Genomic DNA, 21,502 nt, shown 5'->3' with positions numbered 1-21,502 from the left:
CCGGGCCGGCGGGTGTAGGGCTTGGCGCAGGCAGGCGGGAGGCGGCGCCACGGCATGAGCAGCAGCACGCGGGCGGGCAGCGCGACGGGAGCCGGCGGCAGGCCGGGCGCTCCCGCGCCCGCCGCGGCCGCGCCGGACCGGCACCGCCGCGCGGAGGAGGCGCGCACGCTCTGGCTCGTCTCGGCGGCCCACCTCGTGAGCCACCTGCACATCCTCGTGCTGCCGCCGCTGTTCCCGCTGCTGCGCGACCGCCTCGGCGTCGGCTTCGTCGAGCTCGGCCTCGCGCTCACCGTGTTCAACGTCGTCTCGGCCTTCACCCAGGCGCCGATGGGCTTCGTCGTGGACCGGCTGGGGCCGGTGCGGATGCTGGCCGGCGCGCTCTGCCTCGGCGGCCTCGCCTTCGTCTCGCTCGGCCTGGTCGGGAGCTACGCCTGGCTGCTGGTGGCGGCGGCGATGGCCGGGGCGGCGAACAGCGTCTATCACCCGGCCGACTACGCCATCCTGACGCGCGCGATCGGCGAGCAGCGGATGGGCCGCGCCTTCTCGATCCACACCTTCGCCGGCTTCCTCGGCGGCGCCATGGCGCCGGCGCTGGTGCTCGGCCTCGCCGCGACGGCGGGGCTCGAGGCGGCGCTGGTCCTCGCCGGGCTGGTCGGGCCGGCGGTCGCCGTGCCGCTGCTGCTCGCCGCGCGCGGCGCGGAGGGGGCGGGACCGGGGGGCGCCGCCGGGGCCTCGTCCGCGGCGCGCCCGAAGGCGCCGGCCGTGCCGGCGCGCGCGGTGCTGACGCCCGCGGTGCTGGCGATGGCGGTGTTCTTCCTGCTGCTCAACCTCTCGACCGGCGGGGTGCAGAACTTCTCCGTCGCCGCGCTGACGCAGGGCTACGGCGCGGCGCTGACGGCGGCGAACGTGGCGCTGACCGCCTTCCTCGGCATGAGCGCGGCGGGGGTGCTGGCGGGCGGCTGGCTCGCCGACCGGACGCGGCGGCACGGGCTGGTCGCGGCGGCGAGCTTCGCGCTGACCGCGGCGCTGATCGCGCTCGTCGGCGCGGTGCCGCTGGGGGCGGTGCCGCTCGCGCTGGCGATGGGCGCGGCGGGGTTCTTCTCCGGCCTGATCATGCCCTCGCGCGACATGCTGGTGCGCGCCGCGGCGCCGCCGGGCGCGGCGGGGCGGGTGTTCGGCATCGTCTCGACCGGCTTCAACGTCTCCGGCGCGGTCGGGCCGATGATCTACGGCTGGATCCTGGACCGCGGCGCGCCGGGAGGGGTGTTCGCGGTGGTGGTCGGGTTCATGCTGCTGACGGTGGCGATGGCGCTGGGCAGCGAGTGGCGGCGGCTGCGGCGCGAGGCGGCGGCCGCCCGCGGCTAGCGCCGCGCGCCAGGCGACGGCTCCGCCGCATCGCCCGCGGGGCGGCGCGGTGCGTCCCGCGGTTCCCCCGCCGGCGGTCCGCTCTGCCCGCCGGCTCGCCGCGGGCGGCCGCGGGAGGAAGCGGGGGAAGGCCGCGCGCCGACGCCTGGCCTCGCGGCGGGCCCCCGCGCCCTGCCGGCGCGGCGGCCGGTCACTCGGCGGCGAGGATCTCCGTCACCGGCCCGTCGGCGACAATGCGCCCGGCGTCGAGGCGGACCGCCCGCGTGCACCAGGCGCGCGCCACCGTCATGTCGTGCGTCGCGAGCACGAGGATGTCGGCGTCGGACACCAGGCGGGAAAGGCGCTCCTGCGCCTTCTCCATGAACTCCGCGTCGCCGGCGAGGAACCACTCGTCCATCAGCAGCACCTGCGGCGTCATCGCCGTCGCCATGGCGAAGGCGAGCCGCACGTGCATCCCGGCCGAGTAGGCGCGCACCGGCACGTCGAGGAACTCGCCGAGGCCGGCGAAGGCCGCGATCTCCTCGGCCAGCGCCTGGCCCTCGGCCGCGGTGAGGCCGCGATAGAGCGCGCGCAGCACGATGTTCTCGCGCCCGGTCGCGTCCGGGTCCATGCCGGCCGCGGGGTCGATCAGCGACCCGACCGCGCCCTCCACCGTCAGCCGCCCGGCGACCGGCTCGTAGACGCCGGCCAGGGTGCGCAGCAGCGTCGTCTTGCCCGCGCCGTTGCGCCCGACCAGCGCCACCCGCTCGCCGCGCCGGATCTCGAAGGAGAGGTCGCGCAGCGCGGCGACGACGATCCGGTTCGCCGCGTCCGCGCGCAGCCGGAGCGGGGTCGCCGCGAGCAGCCGCTTCTTCAGCGACCGCGCCCCGAGGTGGTAGAGCGGGAACTCGATCGAGATCCCCTCGGCCAGGATGCGCGCCATCCGCCGCCCCGCTACACCCAGAAGGCGATCCGGCCGCGGAAGCGGGCGAAGAAGGCGAAGGCGACCGCGCCATGCGCCGCGGTCCAGAGCAGCGCGGCGAGCCAGGCCCAGGGGCTGCCGCCGCCCTCGAGCAGCGGGGCGCGCACCGTCTCCATCACCGCATGGAAGGGGTTGAGCGGCAGGAGCAGCCGCAGCCGCGGATCGAGCAGCTCCGGCTTCCAGATCACCGGCGTGACGAAGAACGCGATCTGCATCACGCTCCCCACGATCGGCCCGATGTCGCGGAACCGCGCGCACAGCATGCCGAGCAGCAGCGCGGCGGCGAAGGCGTTGAGCGCGATCAGGCCGAGACCGGGCAGGACGAGCAGCGCGCCCCAGCCCGGGGCGACGCCGAAGATCAGGAACACCACCGCGATCAGCGGCAGGTTGTGCGCCGCCACCAGCGCGTTGCGCATCACGCAGCGCAGCGCGTGCACGCTGTGCGGCAGCGGAAGCTGGCGGATCACCGCCTCGGCGCCGGTGAGGCAGGCGCAGGCCTCGCCGACCGCGGTGGCGATCACGTTCCACAGGATCAGGCTGACCGCGAGCCAGGGCAGGTACTCGCCGACCGGCATCCGGAACAGCGCGGCATAGAGCCAGCCGAGCGCGCCCAGCATCACCGCGGTGGAGAGCGTGAGCCACAGCGGGCCGAGCACCGAGCCGCGGTAGCGGTTGCGCAGGTCGAGCCACGCCAGCGCCGCCGCCAGGCGCCAGCGCCGCGCCCCCTCGCCGAGGTCGGCGAGGGCGCGCGCGAGGCGCCGCGGCGCGGCGGCGTCGAAATGCCGGACGGGGATCGCGGCGGCGGGCGCTGGGGCGAGCATGGCAGCGCGCCTCCTTACACGCCGCGCCGCCGCGCGGCCAGAGCCGCCGCTACTTCACCGCCGTGCCGTAGCCGTAGGCGGGGGGCGGGGGCGGCGGCGCGCCGACGGCGCGGCTGATGCGCACGCGGTCGGTGCGGGTGATCAGCACCCGCTCGCCGGGGCGCAGCCCCTCCTCGTTGGTCTGGTTGACCGTGATCGGGGTGGAGCGGCCGTCCTCCTGGATGATGAACTCGAAGCCGGTGCCGCCGGTCGTGCCCTCCTCGATGGCGGCGCCGGCGAGGCCGCCGATCAGCGCGCCGCCGACCCCGGCGAGGGTGCGCTCGCGCCAGCCCTGGCCGATGGTGCTGCCGACCAGGCCGCCGGCGCCGGCCCCGACCGCGGCCCCGATGCCGCTGCGCGTGCCGGCGATCTGGATCGGACGCATCTGGAGGATGGTGCCGTAGGTCGCGTAGCCCTGCACGCCGACCGCCCCGACCCCGACGGTGGTGTTGGTGGTCGGCGGCGCGCAGGCGGCGGCGGCGAGGGCGAGCAGGAGGCCGGCGCCGAGCAGGGCGACGGATCGCGGGCGGGCGTGGGCGGGCATGCTGCGGACTCCCTCGGGTCGGCGGGGCGCATCGGCGGGCGACGGGCCGGGACACCACGGCCCGCCGGCACCCCGCGCCGGACCCCTCATATCGTCATATCGCCGCAACCGGCCCCGTGCCCAGGGGCCGGCCGCGCAACCGTTCGGGGTTGCGGCCGCCCGCCCCCGGCCGAGGAGCCCCACGCGCGACCCCCCCAATCGCGCCGCCGGGATCGTCGGGCGGGCGGCGCGTTACCTCTCCCTCGCCCCTGCCCCCGGTGCGCTCGCCGGACCGGGCCGAGAGCGACGCCCGGTTCTGGTCCGCCCCCGCGCCGCGGCGCCGGCGATGCGGTCCGCGGCCGCCTGCGGTCCGTTCCGGAACGGCGCGCCGGTTCCCGGCGCCTCCGGGCGGGACGCCGCTCCTCTTCCGCCGCGATGCTCGCCCGGCGGGGCGGCGGAGGCCAGCCGAATCCGGGGAAACGCCGTCAGCCGCGCCGGAACGTGACCACCAGCACGTCGCGATGGGCCGGGCGGGCCGGGTCCAGCGGCAGCACCGGGGTGACGCCGTGGTAGCAGCGGTTGTCGTCCACCAGCGCCGCGTCCATCGGCTCCGCCAGCGTGAAGCTGCCGAGCGGGCGGCGCTGCAGGTCGTGGATCGCGGTCTCGCCGCGCACCACGTTCTCGCGCCGCACCAGCAGCACCAGCACCCAGTCCACGCCGTCGCGGTGCATGCCCTCCGGGGTCGGCCGGCCGGCCTCGCCGGGGCGGGCCTCGATGCGGAACTGGTGCACCTCGACATGCCAGGAGTCCGGGCGCGCCGCAGGCGGCGTCAGGCGGTCGAACAGCCCGTGGCAGGCGGCGAGGACGGCGCGCATCACGGGGTGGGCGGCGATCGCCTCGGTCACCGGCTCGAACCAGCGTTCGACGCCGCCGTTCAGCGGGTTGTAGTCGCGGCTCTGGTAGTGCGGCTGGTGCGGCTTGCGGCGGATGCCCGCGGGCGAGGCGGCGAAGCAGGCGAAGCGGCGCCGCCGGTAGCGGCCGCCATCGGCCATGTAGGCGTCGAGGCCGAGATCGTTCCAGCTCGCCGCGAACCCCTCCCAGTCCGTGGCGCCGGCGGCCTCGAGCAGGGCGCGCATCCGCGGGGCGCGGAGGTGGGCGAAGCCCTGGGCGAGCAGGGCCGCGCCGGCCGCCTGCGCCAGCGCCTGCGGCGCGGTCGTCTGCGTCTCGTCGTGCATCGCGCTGTCCTCGCCGGCCACTTCGCGCCCCGCCGCGGCGGCATCGGCCGCGCCGCGGACGGGGCGCGCTGCATATGGGCCCGCCGCCGCCGCGCGCATCGCCCCCGCAGCGGAATCCGGGACGCGCGGCCGCTCCGCTGCGCCGGCGGATTGATCCCGCGCGAGGCGCGCCGCGCCCCGCGACGCGAAGGCCTGCGTCCGGTCGGCGCGAGGGGGGCGGCATGGCGGCGGGCACGGGCGGGACGGCGGCGGACCGGGAGGCCGGCCCCCCGCGCGACGCCGCCGGCTGGCGCCGCCGGCCCGGCCTCGGCCTCGCCGCCGCGGCGCCGCTGCTCGTCTGCCTGCTGCCGCCCTTCGCCGGCCGGCCGGTGGCCGGGCAGCGCGCGATCGGCCTCCTGCCGTTCGCCGTCGTGCTCCGGCGGAGCGGGGCGGTGGACTGCGCGGTCGGCGCCGTGCTGGTCGCGGCGCTGACGACCCTCCCGATCGGCTTCGCGCCCGATCCGCAGGACGCCGCGCGGACCATCGGCGCCGCGCGGGCGCGCGACCGCGCGATCGGCGGCTTCGCCGACAACGCGGTGGCGCCGGTCGGCGCCGCCCCGGTCTTCGCCGCCGCAGTCACGGCGACGGGGCTCGACCGGCGGATCGCGCTCGCCGTGCTGGCGCGCGTCGGCGGCAGCGCGCGCCGTCCTCGCCGGGACGCTGCTGGCCGGGATCGCGCTCGCCTTCCTGGTGCCCTCGGCGACGGCGCGGGTCTCGGCCGTGGTGCCGATCGTCCCCGGCATCATCGCCGCCTTCGGCATCCCGCGCGCATCGCGCCGCGCCGCGCTGCTGATGGTCGGCTCGGCGCAGGTCTGCTCGGTGATGAACATCGGCGTGCTGACGGCGGCGGCGCCGAACGCGACCTTCCCCGGCCTGGTCGGGCGGACGCTCGGCGCGACCGTCACCTGGACGGAGTGGCTCGTCGCGGCGGCGCCGTTCTGGCTGCTGATGACCCCGCTGCTGTTCCTGATCCTCTGGCGCTTCCACCGCCCCGAGGTCGAGCGCCTCGAGGGCGGGCGCGCGCTGGTGCGGCGCGAGCTCGCCGCGCTCGGGCCGATGAGCGGGCGCGAGTGGCGCACGCTCGCCGCCGGCCTCGTGCTGCTGCTGCTGTGGGGGAGCGAGGGCCGCCTGCACCCGCTCGACACCGCCTCGACCACCATCCTCGCCGTGGCCGTGCCGCTGCTGCCGGGCCTCGGCGTGATCAGCCGGAAGGAGGCGCAGGCGGCCGTCCCCTGGGGGACGCTGGTGCTGTTCGCGGTCGGCATCGCGCTGGGGGCGGTGCTGGTGCAGACCCGCGGCGCCGCCTGGCTCGCCGCCCGGATCGTCGAGGCCTTCGGCCTCGCGCACGCCCGGCCCTTCGAGACCGTCGCCGTGATGGCCGCGTTCCCGATCGTCGTGCATCTCGGCTTCGCCTCGGCGACCGCGCTGGCCGCGGCGTTCATCCCGATCGTGATCGCGGTGCTGCAGCAGGTGGCGCTGGCGGGCGTGCCGGCGAACGTGCTCGGCGTCGCCATGATCCTGCAGCTCGCGGCGAGCTTCGGCTTCATGCTCGTCGTCAACGCGCCGCAGAACATGGTGGCGTACGGCACCGGCGCCTTCCGCGGGCGCGACTTCACCCGCTCCGGCGCGGTCGTCACCGCCGCCGGCTACCTGCTGCTGCTCGCCGCGGCCTGCGGGACCGGCTCGGCGACCTGCGCGCGCCGGCGGCGGGCCGAGCGCGGCCGCCGCGGCGCGGGGCGTCACGGCAGCTCGGCTAGCCGCCGCTCCACCAGCGCCCGCCACGGCGCGTCCGGCGGCGCGTCGGCGAGCAGGGCGCGCCAGGCGGCGCGCGCGCTCTCCACCCGCCCGGCGCGCGCCTCGGCGAGCCCGGCGAGGAAGCGCAGCCGCGGCTCGCGCGGCGCCTCCGCCAGCGCGCGGGCGAGCCAGCGAAGGGCGGCGTCGGTCTCGCCGCGCTCCAGCTCCACCTCGGCGAGGTCGCCGGCGAGCCCCGGGTCGAAGCGCGCGGCGAGCGCCCGCGTCCACGCCTCCGCCGCGGCCGCCGGCCGGCCGCGCGTGCGCTCGGCGTTGCCGAGCAGCACGTAGCCCTGGCGCGCCGTCTCGCTCGCCGGGTCGAGCGCGGCGAGGCGGGCGCGCAGCTCGGCGAGCAGCGCCTCCTCGCGCGCGGCCGCCGCGGCGCGCTCGGCGTAGGGGGCGGAGGGCAGTCCCGGCGCGCCGTGCCACAGATAGAGCCCGGCGCCGAGCGCCGCGACCAGCGGGACCAGGCCGAGCGCGAGCGCCGGCGGCAGGCGCCGCGCCGGCGCCGCGCCCGCCGTCTCCGCGGGGGCGGCGAGCAGGCGGCGCTGCACCTCGATGACCGCCGCGCGGTGCGCCGCCGGATCGAGCCGCCCGGCCGCGCGCTCGCGGTCGAGCTCGGCGAGCTGGGCGCGGTAGAGGGCGAGGTCGGCCTCGCGCCGGCCGGGCGGCGGGCGGCGCGGCGGGCGCAGCAGCGCGAGGCCGAGCGGGGCGAGCGCCGCGGCGGCGAGCAGGACGAGGGCGAGCCAGGTCACGACGGGCGCCGCTCTCCCCCCTCCGCCTCGAGCGCGGCGAGGCGCGCGCGCTCCGCCTCGCTGAGCGGCGCGGTCTCCACCGCGGCGTCCGGCGCGGCGCGGCGGCGGCGCAGCGCGAGCAGGATCGCCGCCCCGCCGCCCGCCAGCGCCAGCGCCGGCATGGCCCAGAGCAGCGCGGTGGCGGCGGTCAGCGGCGGGCGCAGCAGCACGAAGTCGCCGTAGCGGGCGTGGACGAAGCGGACCACCTCGGCGTCGCTCGCCCCGGCGGCGATCCGCTCGCGCACCAGCCGGCGCAGGTCGCGGGCGAGGTCGGCGTTGCTGTCCTCGATGGACTGGTTCTGGCAGACGAGGCAGCGCAGCTCGCGCCCGATCGCCCGGGCGCGCGCCTCGAGCGCGGGATCGGCGAGGCGCTCGGCCGGATCGCCCACGGCGCCGCGCGCCGCCGCGGCGGGCAGCAGCGGCGCGAGCAGCAGGAAGAGGGCGGCGCGGCGGGGCATCAGGCGTGGCGCCGCAGCAGCGGCCGCAGCTCGCTCTCGAGGAGCGGCGGCGTGAGCGGACCGGCCCAGCGCCAGCGGATGACGCCGCCGCGGTCCACCAGGTAGGTCTCCGGCACGCCGTAGACGCCCCAGTCGATCGCCACGCGCCCCGGCTGGTCGGCGCCGAGCCGCGCGAAGGGGTTGCCGTGGCGGCCGAGGAAGGCGCGCGCATCCTCCGGCCGGTCCTTGTAGTTGATGCCGAAGACCGGCGTGCCCTCGCGCGCGAGGCGCATCAGCAGCGGGTGCTCGACCAGGCAGGGCACGCACCAGGAGGCCCAGAAGTTGACCAGCGCCGGCCGCTCCAGCCCGCCGCGCAGGTCGGCGGCGGAGAGGCCGGGCAGGCCGGCCCCCTCGAGCGGCGGCAGCGCGAAGTCCGGCACCGGCTGGCCGATCAGCGCCGAAGGCACGCCGCGCGGATCGTAGCGGCCGGTGCCGAGGCCGCGCAGCAGCGCCCAGAAGCCGAGGACGGCGCCGCCGGCCGCGGCGAGCGGCGCGTAGAGCAGCCAGCGGCGGGAGCGGGCGGTGCGCGCCGCGGCGGCATCGCGCGGCGGGGCGTGGGGGAGCGAGCCGGTGTCGTTCATGCGGGCACGGTCGCTCCCCTCGGGGCGGGCGCGGCGACGCGGACGCGGCGGTCGGACAGCGACAGCCCGCCGCCCAGCGCCATCACCGCCGCGCCGAGCCAGATCCAGGGCGCGAGCGGGTTGTGGTGCAGGCGGAGGATCGCCGCGCCGTCGCGCTCCTCGCCGAGCACGGCGTAGAGGTCGCGCAGGAGGTCGGTGGCGATCGCCGCCTCGGTGGTGGTCTGGCGGCCGAGCGGGAAGAAGCGGCGCTCCGGCTCGAGCACGGCGACCACGGCGCCGTCGCGGCCGACGGTCACGGTGGCGCGGCGGGCGGACCAGTTCGGGCCGGCGACGTCGCGCACCGCCTCGAGCCGCCAGGTGTAGCCGGCGAGGCGTGCGCTCTCGCCGGGCCGGAGCGCGACCAGCGCCTCGGTCGCGAGCCCCATGCCGGCGATGCCGGCGAGGGTGAGGCCGAGCCCGGCATGGGCCAGCGCCGCGCCCCAGGCGGCGCGCGGCAGGCCGCGCGCGCGCGCCCAGGCGGCGGCGGGCCGGCGGAACAGCGCGAGGCGGTCGGCGAGGTCGGCCGCCGCGCCTCCGATCAGCCACGCCGCGGCGGCGAAGCCGAGCGCCGGCCAGACCCGCGCGCCGGCGAGCGCCAGGGCGAGGAGCAGCGCGCCGGCGGCGGCGAGCGCCGCCCACCACAGGCGCTGCAGCACGGGCCAGAGCCGCGCCCGCTTCCAGGGCAGCAGCGTCCCGATCGGCATGGCGAGCAGGAGCGGCGCGGCGAGCGGCAGGATCGCCGTGTGGAAGAAGGGCGGCCCGACCGAGATCTTCACCCCGAGCACGAGGTCGGCGAACAGCGGATAGAGCGTGCCGCTCAGCACCACCGCGCCGATCGAGCACAGGAACAGGTTGTTCAGCACCAGCGCGCCCTCGCGCGAGAGCGGCGCGAACACCCCGGCCGGCGCCAGCGCCGGCGCGCGGGCGGCGAACAGCGCGAAGCCGCCGCCGACATAGAGCGCGAGCAGGACCAGGATGAACACGCCGCGCGCCGGGTCGGAGGCGAAGGCGTGCACGCTGTTCAGCACCCCCGAGCGCACCAGGAAGGTGCCGAGCAGCGAGAGGGCGAAGGCGAGCAGCGCCAGCAGCACGGTCCAGACCTTCAGCGCCTCGCGCTTCTCCACCACGATCGCCGAGTGCAGCAGCGCCGTCCCGGCGAGCCAGGGCAGCAGCGAGGCGTTCTCCACCGGGTCCCAGAACCAGAACCCGCCCCAGCCCAGCTCGTAGTAGGCCCACCAGGAGCCGAGGGCGATGCCGAGCGTGAGGAACGCCCACGCCGCCAGCGCCCACGGGCGCACCCAGCGCCCCCAGGCGGCGTCCACCCGGCCCTCGAGCAGCGCCGCGACGGCGAAGGCGAAGGTCACCGCGAAGCCGACATAGCCGAGGTAGAGCAGCGGCGGATGGAAGGCGAGGCCGGGGTCCTGCAGCACCGGGTTGAGTCCCTGCCCGTCCGGCGCCGGCGGCCAGACCCGCCGGAAGGGGTTGGAGGTGGCGAGGATGAACAGCAGGAAGCCGACCGCGATCCACGCGAGCACGGCGAGCACGCGCGCCTGCAGCGCCCCCGGCAGGCGGCGCCCGAACCCCGCCACCGCGCCGCCGCACAGCGCGAGGATCAGCACCCAGAGCACCATCGAGCCCTCGTGGTTGCCCCAGGTCCCGGTCAGCTTGTAGAGCAGCGGCTTGGCCGAGTGGCTGTTCTGCACCACGCCGAGCACGGTGGTGTCGTTGACCGCGAAGCTCCAGGCGAGGGCGACGAAGGCGGCGAAGGCGGCGAGCGCCTGGGCGGCGGCGAGCGGCGGGGCGAGGGCGATCAGCCGCGCATCGCCGCGCGCCGCGCCGACCAGCGGCAGCACCCCCTGCGCGAGCGCGACGGCGCAGGCGAGGGCGAGGGCGAAGTGGCCGAGTTCGGGGATCATGCGGCCGCACTCCCCCGTGCGGCGCTCACGATCCGCCGCTCCGCGCCGGCGCCGCGCGCGCCGGGTCGAGCGTGTTCCACCCCGCCGCCGGCGGCGCCCCGCCCTGCGCGGGGTTCCAGTGCCCGGCGCGCTTCAGCGCCTCGGCGACCTCGGGCGGCATGTAGGTCTCGTCATGCCGCGCCAGCACCTCGGAGGCGCGGAACACCCCGTCCGCGCCGAGGTGGCCGAGCGTCACCACGCCCTGCCCCTCGCGGAACAGGTCGGGCAGGACGCCGCTGTAGGCGACGGGAATCGCGTGCGCCCCGTCGGTGACGCGGAAGCGCACCGTGGGCCGGCCGTCGGGGCCCGTCGCCCGCTCGACGCTGCCGGTCTCGACCAGGCCGCCGAGGCGGAAGGCGCGCGCGGGCGGCGGCGGCTCCGCGACGACGTCGGAGGGCGAGCGGAAGAACACCAGGTTGTCCCGGAACGCCGTCAGCGTCAGCGCCGTCGCGCTGCCGAGGCCGAGCGCGCACAGCAGCAGGACGTAGAGGCGGCGCCGCTTGCGTGTCATGCCACCCCCTCGCGCGCCGCCGCGCGCGGATCGAGCGCGAGCAGGCGCCGCCGCGCCGCGCGGTGCCGCACCCAGGCGCCGAGCGCGAGCGCGCCGAAGCCGAGCGCGGCGAGCGCGTAGGCCGCCGCCACGTGCAGCCAGTGCAGGGTCACGGCGCCGCCCCCCGCTCCTCGCGCCGCGCCCGCGCGAGTTCGAGGGCGCGGATGCGGCGCTCCATCACCGCGGCGCGGGTGCGCGCCAGCACCACCGCGGCGAAGGCGAGCGCGAAGCCGAGCGCGCAGACCAGCAGCGGGTAGAGGATGTCCACGTGCAGCGCCGGCGCGCCGAGCCGGGTCACGCTCGCCGGCTGGTGCAGCGTGTTCCACCAGTCCACCGAGAACTTCACGATCGGCAGGTTCACCACGCCGATCAGGGCGAGGATCGCGCCCGCGCGCGCCCCGCGCTCCGGCTCGTCGAAGGCGCGCACCAGCGCGGCGTGGCCGAGCCAGAGGAAGAACAGCACCAGCACCGAGGTCAGCCGCGCGTCCCACACCCACCAGGTGCCCCACATCGGCTTGCCCCAGAGGCTGCCGGTGGCGAGGCAGAGCGCCGTCACCACCGCGCCCGCCGGCGACAGCTCGCGCGCGAACAGGTCGGCGAGCGGATGGCGCCAGACCAGCGCCGCGGCCGAGGCGAGGGCGAGCGCCAGGTAGCCGCCCATGGCGAGCCAGGCCATCGGCACGTGGACGTACATGATCCGCACCGTCTCGCCCTGCTGCCAGTCGGGCGGGGAGAAGGCGAGCGCCCAGGCGAGGCCGACCGCGAGCACGGCGAGCGCGGCGGCGGCGAGCCAGGGCAGCACGCGCCCGCTCGCCCGCAGGAAGCGGCCGGGATGGGCGAAGCGGTGCAGCGGCCGCGGCGGGCGGGGCGCGGCCGCGGCGATCGGGGAGGTGGCGTCCACGGTCCCTACCTAGGCCAGCCTCGCGCCGGATTGAAGCGGCGCGCCGGGGACGTTACGTGCTGGGACAAGCGGGGCCGCCCGGGGGCGGCGCCGCCGGGGGAAGCGGGACGCATGCGGTTCGCCACCATCCGCCGCGGCCGGGCCGGGCCGCGCGCGCCGCGGCCGACGGGGCGCGCGGCGCCGGCCAGCGGTTTCGCAAGCGGCTCTCCGCGGGGGACCGGGATGCCGGGGCGCCGCGCCGGCGCCCGTCGCGGCGCGGCCGGGCGCCCGCCCCGCCGCCCGGCCGGGATGCGGCGGCGCTGACGGCGATGGCCGACCGCCCGCGCCAGTACTGGCTGCTGAAGTCCGAGCCGGAGGCCTTCTCCTGGGACCAGCAGGCGAGGAACGGCGTCGAGCCCTGGACCGGCGTGCGCAACGCCCTCGCCGCCCGGCATCTGCGCGCGATGCGCCAGGGTGACCGCGCGTTCTTCTACCACTCCAACACCGGCAGGGAGATCGTCGGCGTCGTCGAGGTGGTGCGCGAGGCCTATCCCGACCCGACCGACCCCACCGGCCGCTGGGTCGCCGTGGACGTGCGGACGGTGGGGCCGCTGCCGAAGCCCGTCCCGCTCGCCGCGATCAAGGCGGAGCCGCGGCTCGCCGGCCTTGCCCTGGCGCGCCAGCCGCGCCTCTCCGTGATGCCGGTCTCGCCCGAGCACTGGCAGATCCTGGCGCGCATGGGCGGCTGGGAGGAGGGCGGGTGATGCGGGCCGAGGGCGCGCATCCCGGCGAGACGGTGCGCCTCCGCGCGGGATCGCAGCACTCCTCCCACCGGAGCCGCCGCCACCCGGGGCGGGGCGGGGGCGGCCGTGCCAACGTCGCCCGCGCAATCCTGATCCTGTGCGCCCCGGCCAAGATGCGGGCGAGCGGGAGCGCGGCGGAGCGGCATCTCCGCGCACGGTTCCGTGCTATGCTCCGGCCCCCCGCGCGTCTTGCCGACCGGGGCCGCCAGCCGCCTCCGCCCCGGCCGCGGATCGGCCCTTGCCGTTGCTGCCCGCGCCTGGGCACATCCGGCGGGCGCGCAAGGTGCCCGCAGGGGAGGCCGCGGCCGGCCCGCGGGATCGTCGGCGCCATCCTGGGGGGAGCATCGCAGCATGGCGCGCCCGGCTTCGCCTGACGCGCGCATGAGCGGCCTCGCCGCCGGCGAGCGGGTCCTCTGCCGGCTGGAGGACATCCCGGACGGCGGGGCCAGGGGCTTCCCGCCTGCGCCGGGGGCCTTCACCGGGCTGTTCGCGATCCGGCGCGGGCGGAAGGTGTGGGTCTATGTGAACTCCTGCCCGCATATCGGCCTGCCGCTGGAGCCGGCGCCGGACCGCTTCCTCGACGCGAAGCGGGAGCGGATCGTCTGCTCCGCGCACGGGGCGCGGTTCCGCATCGAGGACGGGCTTTGCCTCTCCGGCCCCTGCTACAATGAACACCTCGAGGCGGTGCCGGCGCGGGTGGAGGCGGACGGGCGTGTGGTGGTGCCGGCGGACGCCGGGCTGTAGGCGCGCTCCGCCCGCCGGCCTCGGTGGCCGTTTGAGAAGAAGCGCTTGGCGCGACGCGGCGGGGGTGATTCAAGCCCGGGATGTGGACCCGAGAGACCCGAGGCCGGATGGCCGAGCCTGGCCGGAAGACGAAGCGCTACCCATCCGACCTGACGGACGAGGAATGGGCGCGGATCGAGCCGCTGCTGCCGAAGCCGTCGCGGCGCGGGCGCAAGCCCACGGTCGATCTGCGCGCGGTGCTGGACGCGCTCCGCTACATGGCCCGCAGCGCGGGCGGCTGGCGGATGCTGCCGGTGCACTTCGGTCCTTGGCAGACGGTCTACCGGTGGTTCCGGCGCTTCGTCCGGCGGCTGCTGGACACCTCCGGAATCCCCGTCCTTCGGCGCGCATGGGGGTGATGGATGGGCGTTGGAGTGTTGTAATTGCGAGAGAGAGGTCCGGCGCGCCGGCCTGGCGTAGCGGTTGCGCCTTCTTGGTCGGGCTATCGCATCAGGCGGGCACACCTCGCCTGTCGAGCCAGCACCACCGCTTCATGTTGTAGGCCGTGTTGGCGAGCGTGACGGCCGCGCTCGCCCGGACGAGGCCGATGGTGCGGATCACCAGCCCCATCACCCCCTCCTGGTGCGCGAAGGGACGCTCGACATGGGCACGCACCGCCGATTTCGCCGCGTTCGCCCTTGCATGGTGCCGCGGCATCGAGCGGCCCGGCGGCTTGCGGCGATGGATGCGGCCGGCGCGGCCAAGGCCGGTGCGATGCCGCTCGTTCCCCGCCGAGCGATGGGCGGTGTCGGCCCAGACATCGGAGGCGGTGTTGTTCGGATCGATCAGCCCCTCGCGCAGCCGCGCCCCGTCATGGGCGGCGGCGTCGGTGGTCTTGCCGCGCCGGATCACGCCGTGCCGGCGATCGATCGAGATGTGCGACTTGTAGCCGAAGTGCGGCACCGCGATGTCGATCCGTGGCTTGCCGTCGGGGCCTGGCCTGGCCTTGCTGGACTTCACCGTCCAGCGCGCGTCGGTGTCCTTCTGCCGCGCCTTGGCCGGTTGCTCCGGCCAGATGTCACGCGCCTTCTCGCCCGCCTTGATGCGCGCCTTCCCAGCCCCGGTGTTGCGCTGGCGGGGGCTGCCATCAGGGTCGCGTCCACGATCTGGCCGGCCATCGGCAGGTAGCCCGCGCCGGTGATCGCGCGATCCAGCCTGGGGAACAGGGCTTCCAGCGCGCCGGTGGCGATCGGCGCCTCGCGGAAGTCCCACAGCGTGTTGGCATCCGGCACCGCATCGCCGGGGCCGAGACCACAGAAGCGCATCCAGCTCAGCCGGTCGGCGACCAGATACGCCGCCTGCGCCAGCGACAGCCCGTGCAGCGCCTGCAGCACCAGCATGCGGAACTTCAGCACCGGATCGAAGGCAGGCCGCCCGCCCTTGCCCCGGTCGCGCGCGCCGAGGGCTGCGGTCGGATCAGCACGGAAGATCTCGAAATCCACCGAGCTGGCGAGCTTCTCCAGCGGATCGCCCTGCGCCGAGAGCTCCCGCAGCCGCCCCCCCATCCCAGAACCCAGCCTGACCTCCCGACATCCCACCCTCACTCGCCGTCCCTCACGCCAACCGCATCACGACCGGACAGCGACGCCGTCGGGTTTCCGGAGGTGTCCAGGTGCCTGCGCGCGCCGGCCCGGGGCCGAGCGCGGCCGGCGCGTCGAGGTGCCGCAGCACCGCGCCCGGCCTCTCTGGCGCTGCGGTTTGGAAGACAAGCCGAAGGGCTTCCAGCTCCTCCCGCGGCGCCGGGTCGTGGAGCGGACGTTTGCCTCGCTGTCGCGGCCGCGCAGGCTCGCGCGCGACTGCGAGCGGCTGCCGGAAACCGCCGAAGCCATGATCCCCGCAGCGATGTCGCGCATCATGCCCCGTCGCCTCGCCGCCCGATCCGCCCTTCCAGACGGTCAGTCAGACGTTGAAGCGGAACAGCATCACGTCGCCGTCGCGCACGACGTAGTCCTTGCCCTCGATGCGCATCTTCCCGGCCTCCTTCGCCCCCTGCTCGCCGCCGCAGGCGACGTAGTCCTCGTAGGCGATGGTCTCCGCCGCGATGAAGCCGCGCTCGAAGTCGCCGTGGATGACGCCCGCGGCCTGCGGCGCCCTGGTGCCCCGCGGCACGGTCCAGGCGCGCGTCTCCTTCGGCCCCGCGGTGAAGAAGGTGATCAGGCCGAGCAGCGCGTAGCCGGCGCGGATCACGCGATCGAGCCCGGAATCGGCGAGGCCGAGCGAGGCGAGGAACTCCCTGCGCTCCGTCTCCGGCATCTCGGCGATCTCGGCCTCGATCGCGGCGGAGACGACGATCGCCTGCGCCCCTTCCGCCGCCGCGCGGGCGAACACCCGCGCGCTCAGCGCGTTGCCGGTCGCCGCCGCGGCCTCCTCGACGTTGCAGACGTAGAGCACCGGCTTGGTGGTGAGGAGCTGCAGCCGCCGCGCTGCCGCCTCCTCGCCTGGCGGCACCGCGGTGCGGGCCGGGCGGCCCGCGCGCAGGGCGGCGAGGATCGGCTCGATCAGCGCGAGCTGCCCGGCCGCCTCCTTGTCGCCGCCGCGGGCGCGCTTGATCAGGCCGGCCACGCGCTTCTCGAGGGATTCGAGGTCGGCGAGCATCAGCTCGGTCTCGACCGTCTCGGCGTCGCGGATCGGGTCCACGCTGCCCTCGACATGCGCGATCTCGGTGTCCTCGAAGCAGCGCAGCACGTGGACGATCGCGTCCACCTCGCGGATGTGGGCGAGGAACTGGTTGCCGAGGCCCTCGCCCTGCGAGGCGCCGCGCACCAGGCCGGCGATGTCCACGAATTCGAGGCTGGTCGGCACCACCTTCGCCGACTTCGCGAGGCGCGCGATCGTCTCGAGCCTGGGGTCGGGCACGGCGACCCGGCCGACGTTCGGCTCGATGGTGCAGAAGGGGTAGTTCGCCGCCTGCGCCGCCGCGGTCTGCGTCAGCGCGTTGAACAGGGTGGACTTGCCGACGTTCGGCAGGCCGACGATGCCGCAATTGAATCCCATGTGATCCCGTTCCGCCGCGCCTTCCGCGCGGCGCCCTTCCTTCTCCTCCGCGGCCCGGGCGGCGCGCCGCTCCCGGACCGCGTCCGGCGCCGCGCGCCGGGTCGCGCCCCGGCCGCGCGGTCCGCTCAGGCCGGTCCCGCGCCCGCCTCGCCGGCGAGACGGGCCGCCAGCTCCTGCGCCGCCAGCGCCGCCGCGATGCGCGCCGCCGCGTCGTCGCTGCGGAAGGCGAGCGCCGCGGCGCGCAGGAGCGGCGCCACCGCCGCCGGGGGCGCGCCGGCCCGGCGCGCCGCCTCGGCGATCCGCTGCGCCCGGGCCGCCGCATCCGTGCCCGGCTGCGCCAGCGCCGCCGCCGCCTCGAGCGCCAGCGTCGCGCGCAGCGCCGCCTCGCCCGCCGCGTGCAGCGCCGCGCGCACCTGCCGCACGTCGCCCGGCGGCTCCCCCGGCAGCGCCGTCGCCGCCGCCTGGCGCAGCGCCGCGGCGGTCTGGGCCAGGGCCCGCGCCTCGCGCACCAGGCCAGCGGCGAGCGCCGCCTCGCCGTTCGCCCAGTCCTCGGGCGAGGGGCCGCCGACCCCGCCGGCAAGGGCGGCCTCCGCCTCCCCGCCGCTCATCGCGACGCCTCCTCGGCCCGCTGCGTCAGCAGGGCGACCCGGGTCATGAACTCCTCGGGCCGGCGCTGCGCGAGCAGCGGCGCCGCCTCGGCGATGGCCTCGAGCAGCGCCTCGACCCAGGGCTGATCCGTCTTGGCGAAATTGGAGAGCACGTGGCCCGTCACCAGCTCCTTGCGGCCCGGATGGCCGATGCCGATGCGCACGCGCCAGAACTCCGCCGTCCCCAGCGCGCGCTTGATGTCGCGCAGCCCGTTGTGGCCCGCCACCCCGCCGCCGCGCTTCACCCGCACCTTGCCGGGGGCGAGGTCGAGCTCGTCGTGGAACACCCAGACGTCCTCGGGCGGGATCTTGTGGAAGGCGCAGGCCGGCTGCACCGACTCGCCGCTGAGGTTCATATAGGTCATCGGCTTCAGCAGGAGAATGCGCTCGCCGGCGATGGCGCCGTCGGCGACGAGCCCCTTGAAGCGCGACCGCCACGGCCCGAAGCCGTGGCGGCGGGCGATGGCGTCGAGCGCCATGAAGCCGATGTTGTGCCGGTGGCGCGCCTGGGATGGCTCGGGGTTGCCGAGCCCGACCCAGAGCAGCATGGCGGAGCGGCCCTACTTCTTGCCGCCCTTGCCGCCGCCCGCCTTGGCGCCGCCCTTGCCGCCGCCGGCCGCGGGCTGGGCGGCCGCGGCCTTCTGGCGGATCGCCTCGGGCGGCGGCGGCGGCAGGTTCGACGCGGCCGCCTCGGGCGCCTCGGTGGTGGGCGGTGCGACGGTCGCCACCACGAAGTCGCGGTCGGCGATCACGGGGCGGGTGCCGAAATGGTCCCGGATGCTCGACCAGCGCAGCGTGTCGCCGATCTCGGCAGCGCCGAGGTCGATCTCGAACCGCTCCGGCACCGCGTCGGGATCGGCATAGACCTCGACCTCGCGCCGCACGACGTTGAGCACCCCGCCGGCCTTCAGCCCGGGCGAGGTGCCCTCGTTGAGGAACGTCACCGGCACGCGGACGCGGATGTGCTGGCCCGGCGCCAGGCGCTGGAAGTCCACGTGGATCGGGCGGTCGGTGACGGGGTGGAACTGCACGTCGCGCATCAGGGCGCGCTCGGTGGCGCCGCCCTGGACGGCGACCTCGTAGAGGTGGCTCTGCCAGCCGCCCTTCTGCAGCTCCTTCATCAGGTCGCGCGGGTCGAGGGCGATCAGCGTCGCCTCCCGCTTGGCGCCGTAGATGACGCCGGGCACCTGCCCGGCCCGCCGGGTCGCGCGCGCCGCCCCCTTGCCGGCCCGCTCGCGCGCCACGGCCTCGATCCGGATCGTCTGGACCATGGCCCGTCCGTGCTCCTCGCGAGGTTGAGAGTGTCGGGAAACGAATGACGCCGGCCTCCAGGGGTGCCGGCGCTGCGGGGCGTGTTCTAGGGGATCGGGGCGGGGGGCGCAATCGGGGCGGGCGAGGACCGGGCAGGCGAGCCCGTCCGGATCCCGTTCCCGGGGGCCGAAAGCCGGCGCCGCCCTGCCGCCGGCGGCGCCCCATCCGCGGCCGCGGAGGACGATGCCATGCCGGGCCCCTTCCGCCCGGCCCCGTCCTTCCCGCGGCTGCGGTCGTGCGGGTCCTGGACGTGTGCGCCGCGGCCGGCGGCGGGCCGCGCGGGGTCTTCGACGGCCCCTGGCAGGTCGCGGAAGGCTCCGGGACCGCGTTGCTCCCGGCCGGTCCTCGCCACGAGACCGTCTTCCGGTCGGCCGCGGTGGCGCGCCTCGACCGGACGGAGGGGGCGGCGCCACCGACCGCGGCGCCCCCCTCGCGGCGCGGGCGGCCGACCTGCTCCCCCTCGCGCGGGCGGCGGACGAGGCGCCCGTCGCGGCAGCCGCCGCCTCTGCTAGGCCGGGAACGGCGGCAGGTCCGCCGGCGTGATCTCCCACACCGTCCCCTCCGCCGGCGGGGCGCACCGGAGCGGCAGCGCGTTCGGGGTGCGCACGTTCGGCTTGTGGCCGAGCGCCCCGCGCAGCGCGCGGAACAGCGCGCCGTGCGCCACCACCAGCACCGGCCCCGGGCGCGCGATGGCGCGATTGACCGCGGCGACGGCGCGCGCGCGCAGCGCGGCGAAGGTCTCGGCGCCCTCGGGCGTGTAGCGGCCGGCGATCCAGTCGTCGTACCAGTCGCCCATCGGTCGGCCTTCCTGGACGCCGAAGCGGACCTCGCGCAGGTCGTCCTCGATCGCGACCGGCAGCCCCAACGCCTCGCCCACGATCTCCGCCGTGTGGCGCGCGCGCCCGAGCGGGGAGGAGACGATGGCGGCGATCCCCCGGCCGAGCAGCGCCAGCGCCGCGCGCCGCGCCTGGGCGACGCCGACCGCGTTCAGCGGGATGTCGGTGCTGCCCTGGGAGAGGCCGCGCGCGTTCCAGTCGGTCTCGCCGTGGCGGAGGAACCAGAAGGGGACGAGGGCGAGCCGCTCCGGCTCCGGGCCCGCCGCACCGTTCAAGCCAGGCCCTCGGCGGCGAGGGTGCGCTGCACCGCGGGGCGCGCCCGCATGCGGGCGTAGTGCGCCGCGACCTGCGGCGGCAGCTCCTTCTTCAGCCGCTCCGCCCACCAGAAGCTGCAGTAGAACAGCGCCGAATCGGCGATCGAGAACGGGCCGAGCAGGTAGTCCTTGCCGGCGAGCGTCCGGTCCATCAGGGCGAGGCCCTTGGAGAAGATCTCCTCGCCGCGCGCGCGCACCGCCGGGTGGTCGGCCTCGTTCGGGGCGAAGTTGGCGGGCCGGAAGATGCGCGAGAAGCCCTGCATGTGCATGGTCGCGACGCAGTAGTCGATCGCCTCCAGCGCGCGCGCCTGCGCCTCCGCATCGTCGGGCAGCAGCTTCGCCTTCGGGTAGGCGCGGGCGAGCCAGAAGGCGATCGCCGGGTACTCGGTCAGCACCGAGCCGTCGTCGCGCACCAGCACCGGCACCTTGGATTTCGGGTTGACGGCGACGAATTCGGGCCTGAACTGCGCGCCCTCGCGCGTATTGGTCAGCACTGCCTCGTAGGGGGCGCCGATCTCCTCGAGCAGCAGGTGGATGCCGATCGAGCACGCGCCCGGCGAGTAGTAGAGCTTCATGCGCGGTGTCCCTCCCCCGGCCGGCGCCCGCAGCCGGGCGCCGCCGCGAACAGACTAGCAGAACAGCGAGGAGACGGAACTCTCCTCCGAGATGCGCCGCATCGCCTCCGCCATCAGCGGCGCGATGGTGAGCTGGCGCACGTTCTTCGCCAGCCGCACCGCCTCGGTCGCGGCGATGCTGTCGGTCACCGTCATCATCTCGATCGGGGCGGCGCTGATGCGCGCCACCGCGCCGCCGGAGAAGACGCCGTGCGTCACGTAGACGCTGACCGAGCGCGCGCCGTTGCGGAGCAGCGCCTCGGCCGCGTTGCACAGCGTGCCCCCCGAATCCACGATGTCGTCCACCAGGATGCAGTCGCGGCCCTCGACCTCGCCGATCACGTTCATCACCTCCGAGACGCCGGCGCGCGGACGGCGCTTGTCGATGATCGCGAGATCGGCGTTGAGCCGCGCGGCGATGGCGCGCGCCCGCACCACGCCGCCGACGTCCGGGCTGACCACCATCAGCTCCCGGCCGGCGTAGCGGGCCTGGATGTCGCGCGCGAACAGCGGCGCGGCGAACAGGTTGTCGACGGGGATGTCGAAGAAGCCCTGGATCTGCGCCGCGTGCAGGTCCATGGTCAGCACCCGGTTGGCGCCGGCCGCCGTGATCAGGTTCGCCACCAGCTTGGCGCTGATCGGCGTGCGCGGCCCGCTCTTCCGGTCCTGCCGGGCGTAGCCGAAGTAGGGGATCACCGCCGTGATGCGCCGCGCCGAGCCGCGCTTCAGCGCATCGAGCGTGATCAGCAGCTCCATCAGGTTGTCGTTGGCGGGATAGGAGGTGGACTGGATCACGAACACGTCCTCGCCGCGGACGTTCTCGTGGATCTCGACGAACACCTCCATGTCCGCGAAGCGGCGGATCGAGGCGTTGGTGAGCGGCAGGTTGAGCGCTGCGGCCACCGCCTCGGCCAGCGGGCGGTTGGAGTTGCAGGCGACGATCTTCATCCGCGGGGGACTCCGGGCGCCGTTCGGGCGGCGGGCGGCGGCTGTCTAGCAACGCGACCGCAGCGTGTAAATCGCGCCGCGCCTTGCGCCCGCCCCGGGGGAACGCGCCTCAGCGCAGGGCGCGCGGCGGCGGCGCGGGGCCGGCGGGCGCGGCGGCCGGCGGCCCCGGCGCGGCCTGCGCC

Annotated in this window: 21 protein-coding genes and 5 pseudogenes; 7 read left to right on the top strand and 19 right to left on the bottom strand. The window is 76.7% G+C overall.

Annotated features, from left to right (window positions below; all coding sequences use genetic code 11):
• Positions 1-54: 54 nt before the first annotated feature.
• Positions 55-1,365 carry an MFS transporter gene (locus tag K1J50_RS12620; RefSeq protein WP_220118067.1) on the top strand — a complete coding sequence of 437 codons (1,311 nt, stop codon included), beginning with the start codon at positions 55-57 and terminating at the stop codon, positions 1,363-1,365.
• A 190-nt stretch (positions 1,366-1,555) separates the two neighbouring features.
• On the opposite strand, the gene K1J50_RS12615 is transcribed toward K1J50_RS12620, so the two are convergent.
• The 4 genes from K1J50_RS12615 to K1J50_RS12600 form a co-directional block, all read right to left on the bottom strand.
• Positions 1,556-2,287, bottom strand: a complete 732-nt coding sequence (locus K1J50_RS12615; protein WP_220118066.1) for an ABC transporter ATP-binding protein — start codon at positions 2,285-2,287, stop codon at positions 1,556-1,558.
• Positions 2,288-2,298: 11 nt separating this feature from the next.
• Entirely contained in the window at positions 2,299-3,147 is an 849-nt protein-coding gene (locus tag K1J50_RS12610) for an ABC transporter permease (RefSeq protein WP_220118065.1), read from the bottom strand.
• A gap of 49 nt (positions 3,148-3,196) precedes the next feature.
• Positions 3,197-3,730 (bottom strand): glycine zipper 2TM domain-containing protein, encoded by a 534-nt coding sequence (locus K1J50_RS12605; RefSeq protein WP_255575243.1) that lies wholly within the window; start codon positions 3,728-3,730, stop codon positions 3,197-3,199.
• Between the two features lie 464 nt (positions 3,731-4,194).
• A complete protein-coding gene (locus K1J50_RS12600; RefSeq protein WP_220118064.1) occupies positions 4,195-4,944 on the bottom strand; it encodes a 2OG-Fe dioxygenase family protein in 750 nt (249 codons plus the stop codon).
• A gap of 74 nt (positions 4,945-5,018) precedes the next feature.
• Between K1J50_RS12600 and K1J50_RS19615 the strand changes: the two are divergent.
• A pseudogene (locus K1J50_RS19615) lies at positions 5,019-5,612 on the top strand (anion permease); the annotation flags it as partial.
• 31 nt (positions 5,613-5,643) lie between these two features.
• Positions 5,644-6,642: pseudogene (locus K1J50_RS12590) on the top strand (SLC13 family permease); the annotation flags it as partial.
• 80 nt (positions 6,643-6,722) lie between these two features.
• Here the strand turns inward: K1J50_RS12590 and ccmI are convergent.
• The 7 genes from ccmI to K1J50_RS12560 are packed head-to-tail and all read right to left on the bottom strand — an operon-like array spanning position 6,723 to position 12,091.
• Positions 6,723-7,529 carry a c-type cytochrome biogenesis protein CcmI gene (gene ccmI, locus K1J50_RS19610; protein WP_369413590.1) on the bottom strand — a complete coding sequence of 269 codons (807 nt, stop codon included), beginning with the start codon at positions 7,527-7,529 and terminating at the stop codon, positions 6,723-6,725.
• Positions 7,526-8,026: a cytochrome c-type biogenesis protein gene (locus K1J50_RS12585; protein WP_220118062.1), complete on the bottom strand. Its 501-nt coding sequence runs from the start codon at positions 8,024-8,026 to the stop codon at positions 7,526-7,528. The genes ccmI and K1J50_RS12585 overlap by 4 nt, the downstream gene beginning before the upstream one ends.
• Complete coding sequence (locus tag K1J50_RS12580) at positions 8,026-8,646, bottom strand: DsbE family thiol:disulfide interchange protein (RefSeq protein ID WP_220118061.1); 621 nt, start codon at positions 8,644-8,646, stop codon at positions 8,026-8,028. Before K1J50_RS12580 ends, K1J50_RS12585 begins: the two co-directional genes overlap by 1 nt.
• A complete protein-coding gene (locus K1J50_RS12575) occupies positions 8,643-10,601 on the bottom strand; it encodes a heme lyase CcmF/NrfE family subunit (protein WP_220118060.1) in 1,959 nt (652 codons plus the stop codon). Before K1J50_RS12575 ends, K1J50_RS12580 begins: the two co-directional genes overlap by 4 nt.
• A 25-nt stretch (positions 10,602-10,626) precedes the next feature.
• A complete protein-coding gene (ccmE, locus tag K1J50_RS12570) occupies positions 10,627-11,151 on the bottom strand; it encodes a cytochrome c maturation protein CcmE (protein WP_220118059.1) in 525 nt (174 codons plus the stop codon).
• Positions 11,148-11,303: a hypothetical protein gene (locus K1J50_RS12565; RefSeq protein ID WP_220118058.1), complete on the bottom strand. Its 156-nt coding sequence runs from the start codon at positions 11,301-11,303 to the stop codon at positions 11,148-11,150. Before K1J50_RS12565 ends, ccmE begins: the two co-directional genes overlap by 4 nt.
• Entirely contained in the window at positions 11,300-12,091 is a 792-nt protein-coding gene (locus tag K1J50_RS12560; protein WP_369413589.1) for a heme ABC transporter permease, read from the bottom strand. The genes K1J50_RS12565 and K1J50_RS12560 overlap by 4 nt, the downstream gene beginning before the upstream one ends.
• 308 nt (positions 12,092-12,399) lie before the next feature.
• Between K1J50_RS12560 and K1J50_RS12555 the strand changes: the two genes are divergently transcribed.
• The 3 genes and pseudogenes from K1J50_RS12555 to K1J50_RS12545 all read left to right on the top strand — a co-directional run.
• The gene (locus tag K1J50_RS12555) at positions 12,400-12,834 is read left to right on the top strand and encodes an EVE domain-containing protein (protein WP_220118057.1); all 435 of its coding nucleotides are present in this window, start codon (positions 12,400-12,402) and stop codon (positions 12,832-12,834) included.
• Positions 12,835-13,254: 420 nt separating this feature from the next.
• Positions 13,255-13,617 (top strand): Rieske (2Fe-2S) protein, encoded by a 363-nt coding sequence (locus K1J50_RS12550; RefSeq protein ID WP_220118056.1) that lies wholly within the window; start codon positions 13,255-13,257, stop codon positions 13,615-13,617.
• 80 nt (positions 13,618-13,697) lie between these two features.
• A pseudogene (locus tag K1J50_RS12545) lies at positions 13,698-13,973 on the top strand (transposase); the annotation flags it as partial.
• A gap of 133 nt (positions 13,974-14,106) precedes the next feature.
• Here K1J50_RS12545 and K1J50_RS12540 read toward each other — a convergent pair.
• Positions 14,107-15,189, bottom strand: a pseudogene (locus tag K1J50_RS12540) (IS5 family transposase).
• A gap of 171 nt (positions 15,190-15,360) precedes the next feature.
• Here K1J50_RS12540 and K1J50_RS19725 point away from each other — a divergent pair.
• Positions 15,361-15,460 (top strand): annotated as a pseudogene (locus K1J50_RS19725) (IS5/IS1182 family transposase); the annotation flags it as partial.
• 95 nt (positions 15,461-15,555) lie between these two features.
• Here the strand turns inward: K1J50_RS19725 and ychF are convergent.
• The 7 genes from ychF to K1J50_RS12505 all read right to left on the bottom strand — a co-directional run bounded on the left by ychF (position 15,556) and on the right by K1J50_RS12505 (position 21,320).
• Positions 15,556-16,650, bottom strand: a complete 1,095-nt coding sequence (gene ychF / locus K1J50_RS12535) for a redox-regulated ATPase YchF (protein WP_220118055.1) — start codon at positions 16,648-16,650, stop codon at positions 15,556-15,558.
• Positions 16,651-16,775: 125 nt separating this feature from the next.
• A complete protein-coding gene (locus tag K1J50_RS12530; protein WP_220118054.1) occupies positions 16,776-17,258 on the bottom strand; it encodes a hypothetical protein in 483 nt (160 codons plus the stop codon).
• On the bottom strand, positions 17,255-17,845 hold the full coding sequence (gene pth / locus K1J50_RS12525; RefSeq protein ID WP_220118053.1) for an aminoacyl-tRNA hydrolase: 591 nt from the start codon (positions 17,843-17,845) through the stop codon (positions 17,255-17,257). Before pth ends, K1J50_RS12530 begins: the two co-directional genes overlap by 4 nt.
• A 12-nt stretch (positions 17,846-17,857) precedes the next feature.
• Positions 17,858-18,568 carry a 50S ribosomal protein L25/general stress protein Ctc gene (locus K1J50_RS12520; protein ID WP_220118052.1) on the bottom strand — a complete coding sequence of 237 codons (711 nt, stop codon included), beginning with the start codon at positions 18,566-18,568 and terminating at the stop codon, positions 17,858-17,860.
• Positions 18,569-19,116: 548 nt separating this feature from the next.
• Positions 19,117-19,719, bottom strand: coding sequence for a histidine phosphatase family protein (locus K1J50_RS12515; RefSeq protein WP_220118051.1), 603 nt, complete (start codon positions 19,717-19,719; stop codon positions 19,117-19,119).
• Positions 19,716-20,333 (bottom strand): glutathione S-transferase family protein, encoded by a 618-nt coding sequence (locus K1J50_RS12510; protein WP_220118050.1) that lies wholly within the window; start codon positions 20,331-20,333, stop codon positions 19,716-19,718. Before K1J50_RS12510 ends, K1J50_RS12515 begins: the two co-directional genes overlap by 4 nt.
• Before the next feature lie 54 nt (positions 20,334-20,387).
• Positions 20,388-21,320: a ribose-phosphate pyrophosphokinase gene (locus K1J50_RS12505; protein ID WP_220118049.1), complete on the bottom strand. Its 933-nt coding sequence runs from the start codon at positions 21,318-21,320 to the stop codon at positions 20,388-20,390.
• Between the last annotated feature and the right edge of the window lie 182 nt (positions 21,321-21,502).

This window comes from Caldovatus aquaticus, assembly GCF_019458025.1.
Taxonomy (GTDB): Bacteria; Pseudomonadota; Alphaproteobacteria; order Acetobacterales; family Acetobacteraceae; genus Caldovatus; species Caldovatus aquaticus.
Note: the sequence above shows the minus strand (reverse complement) of the source record. Positions and strands in the feature narration are given on the sequence as shown.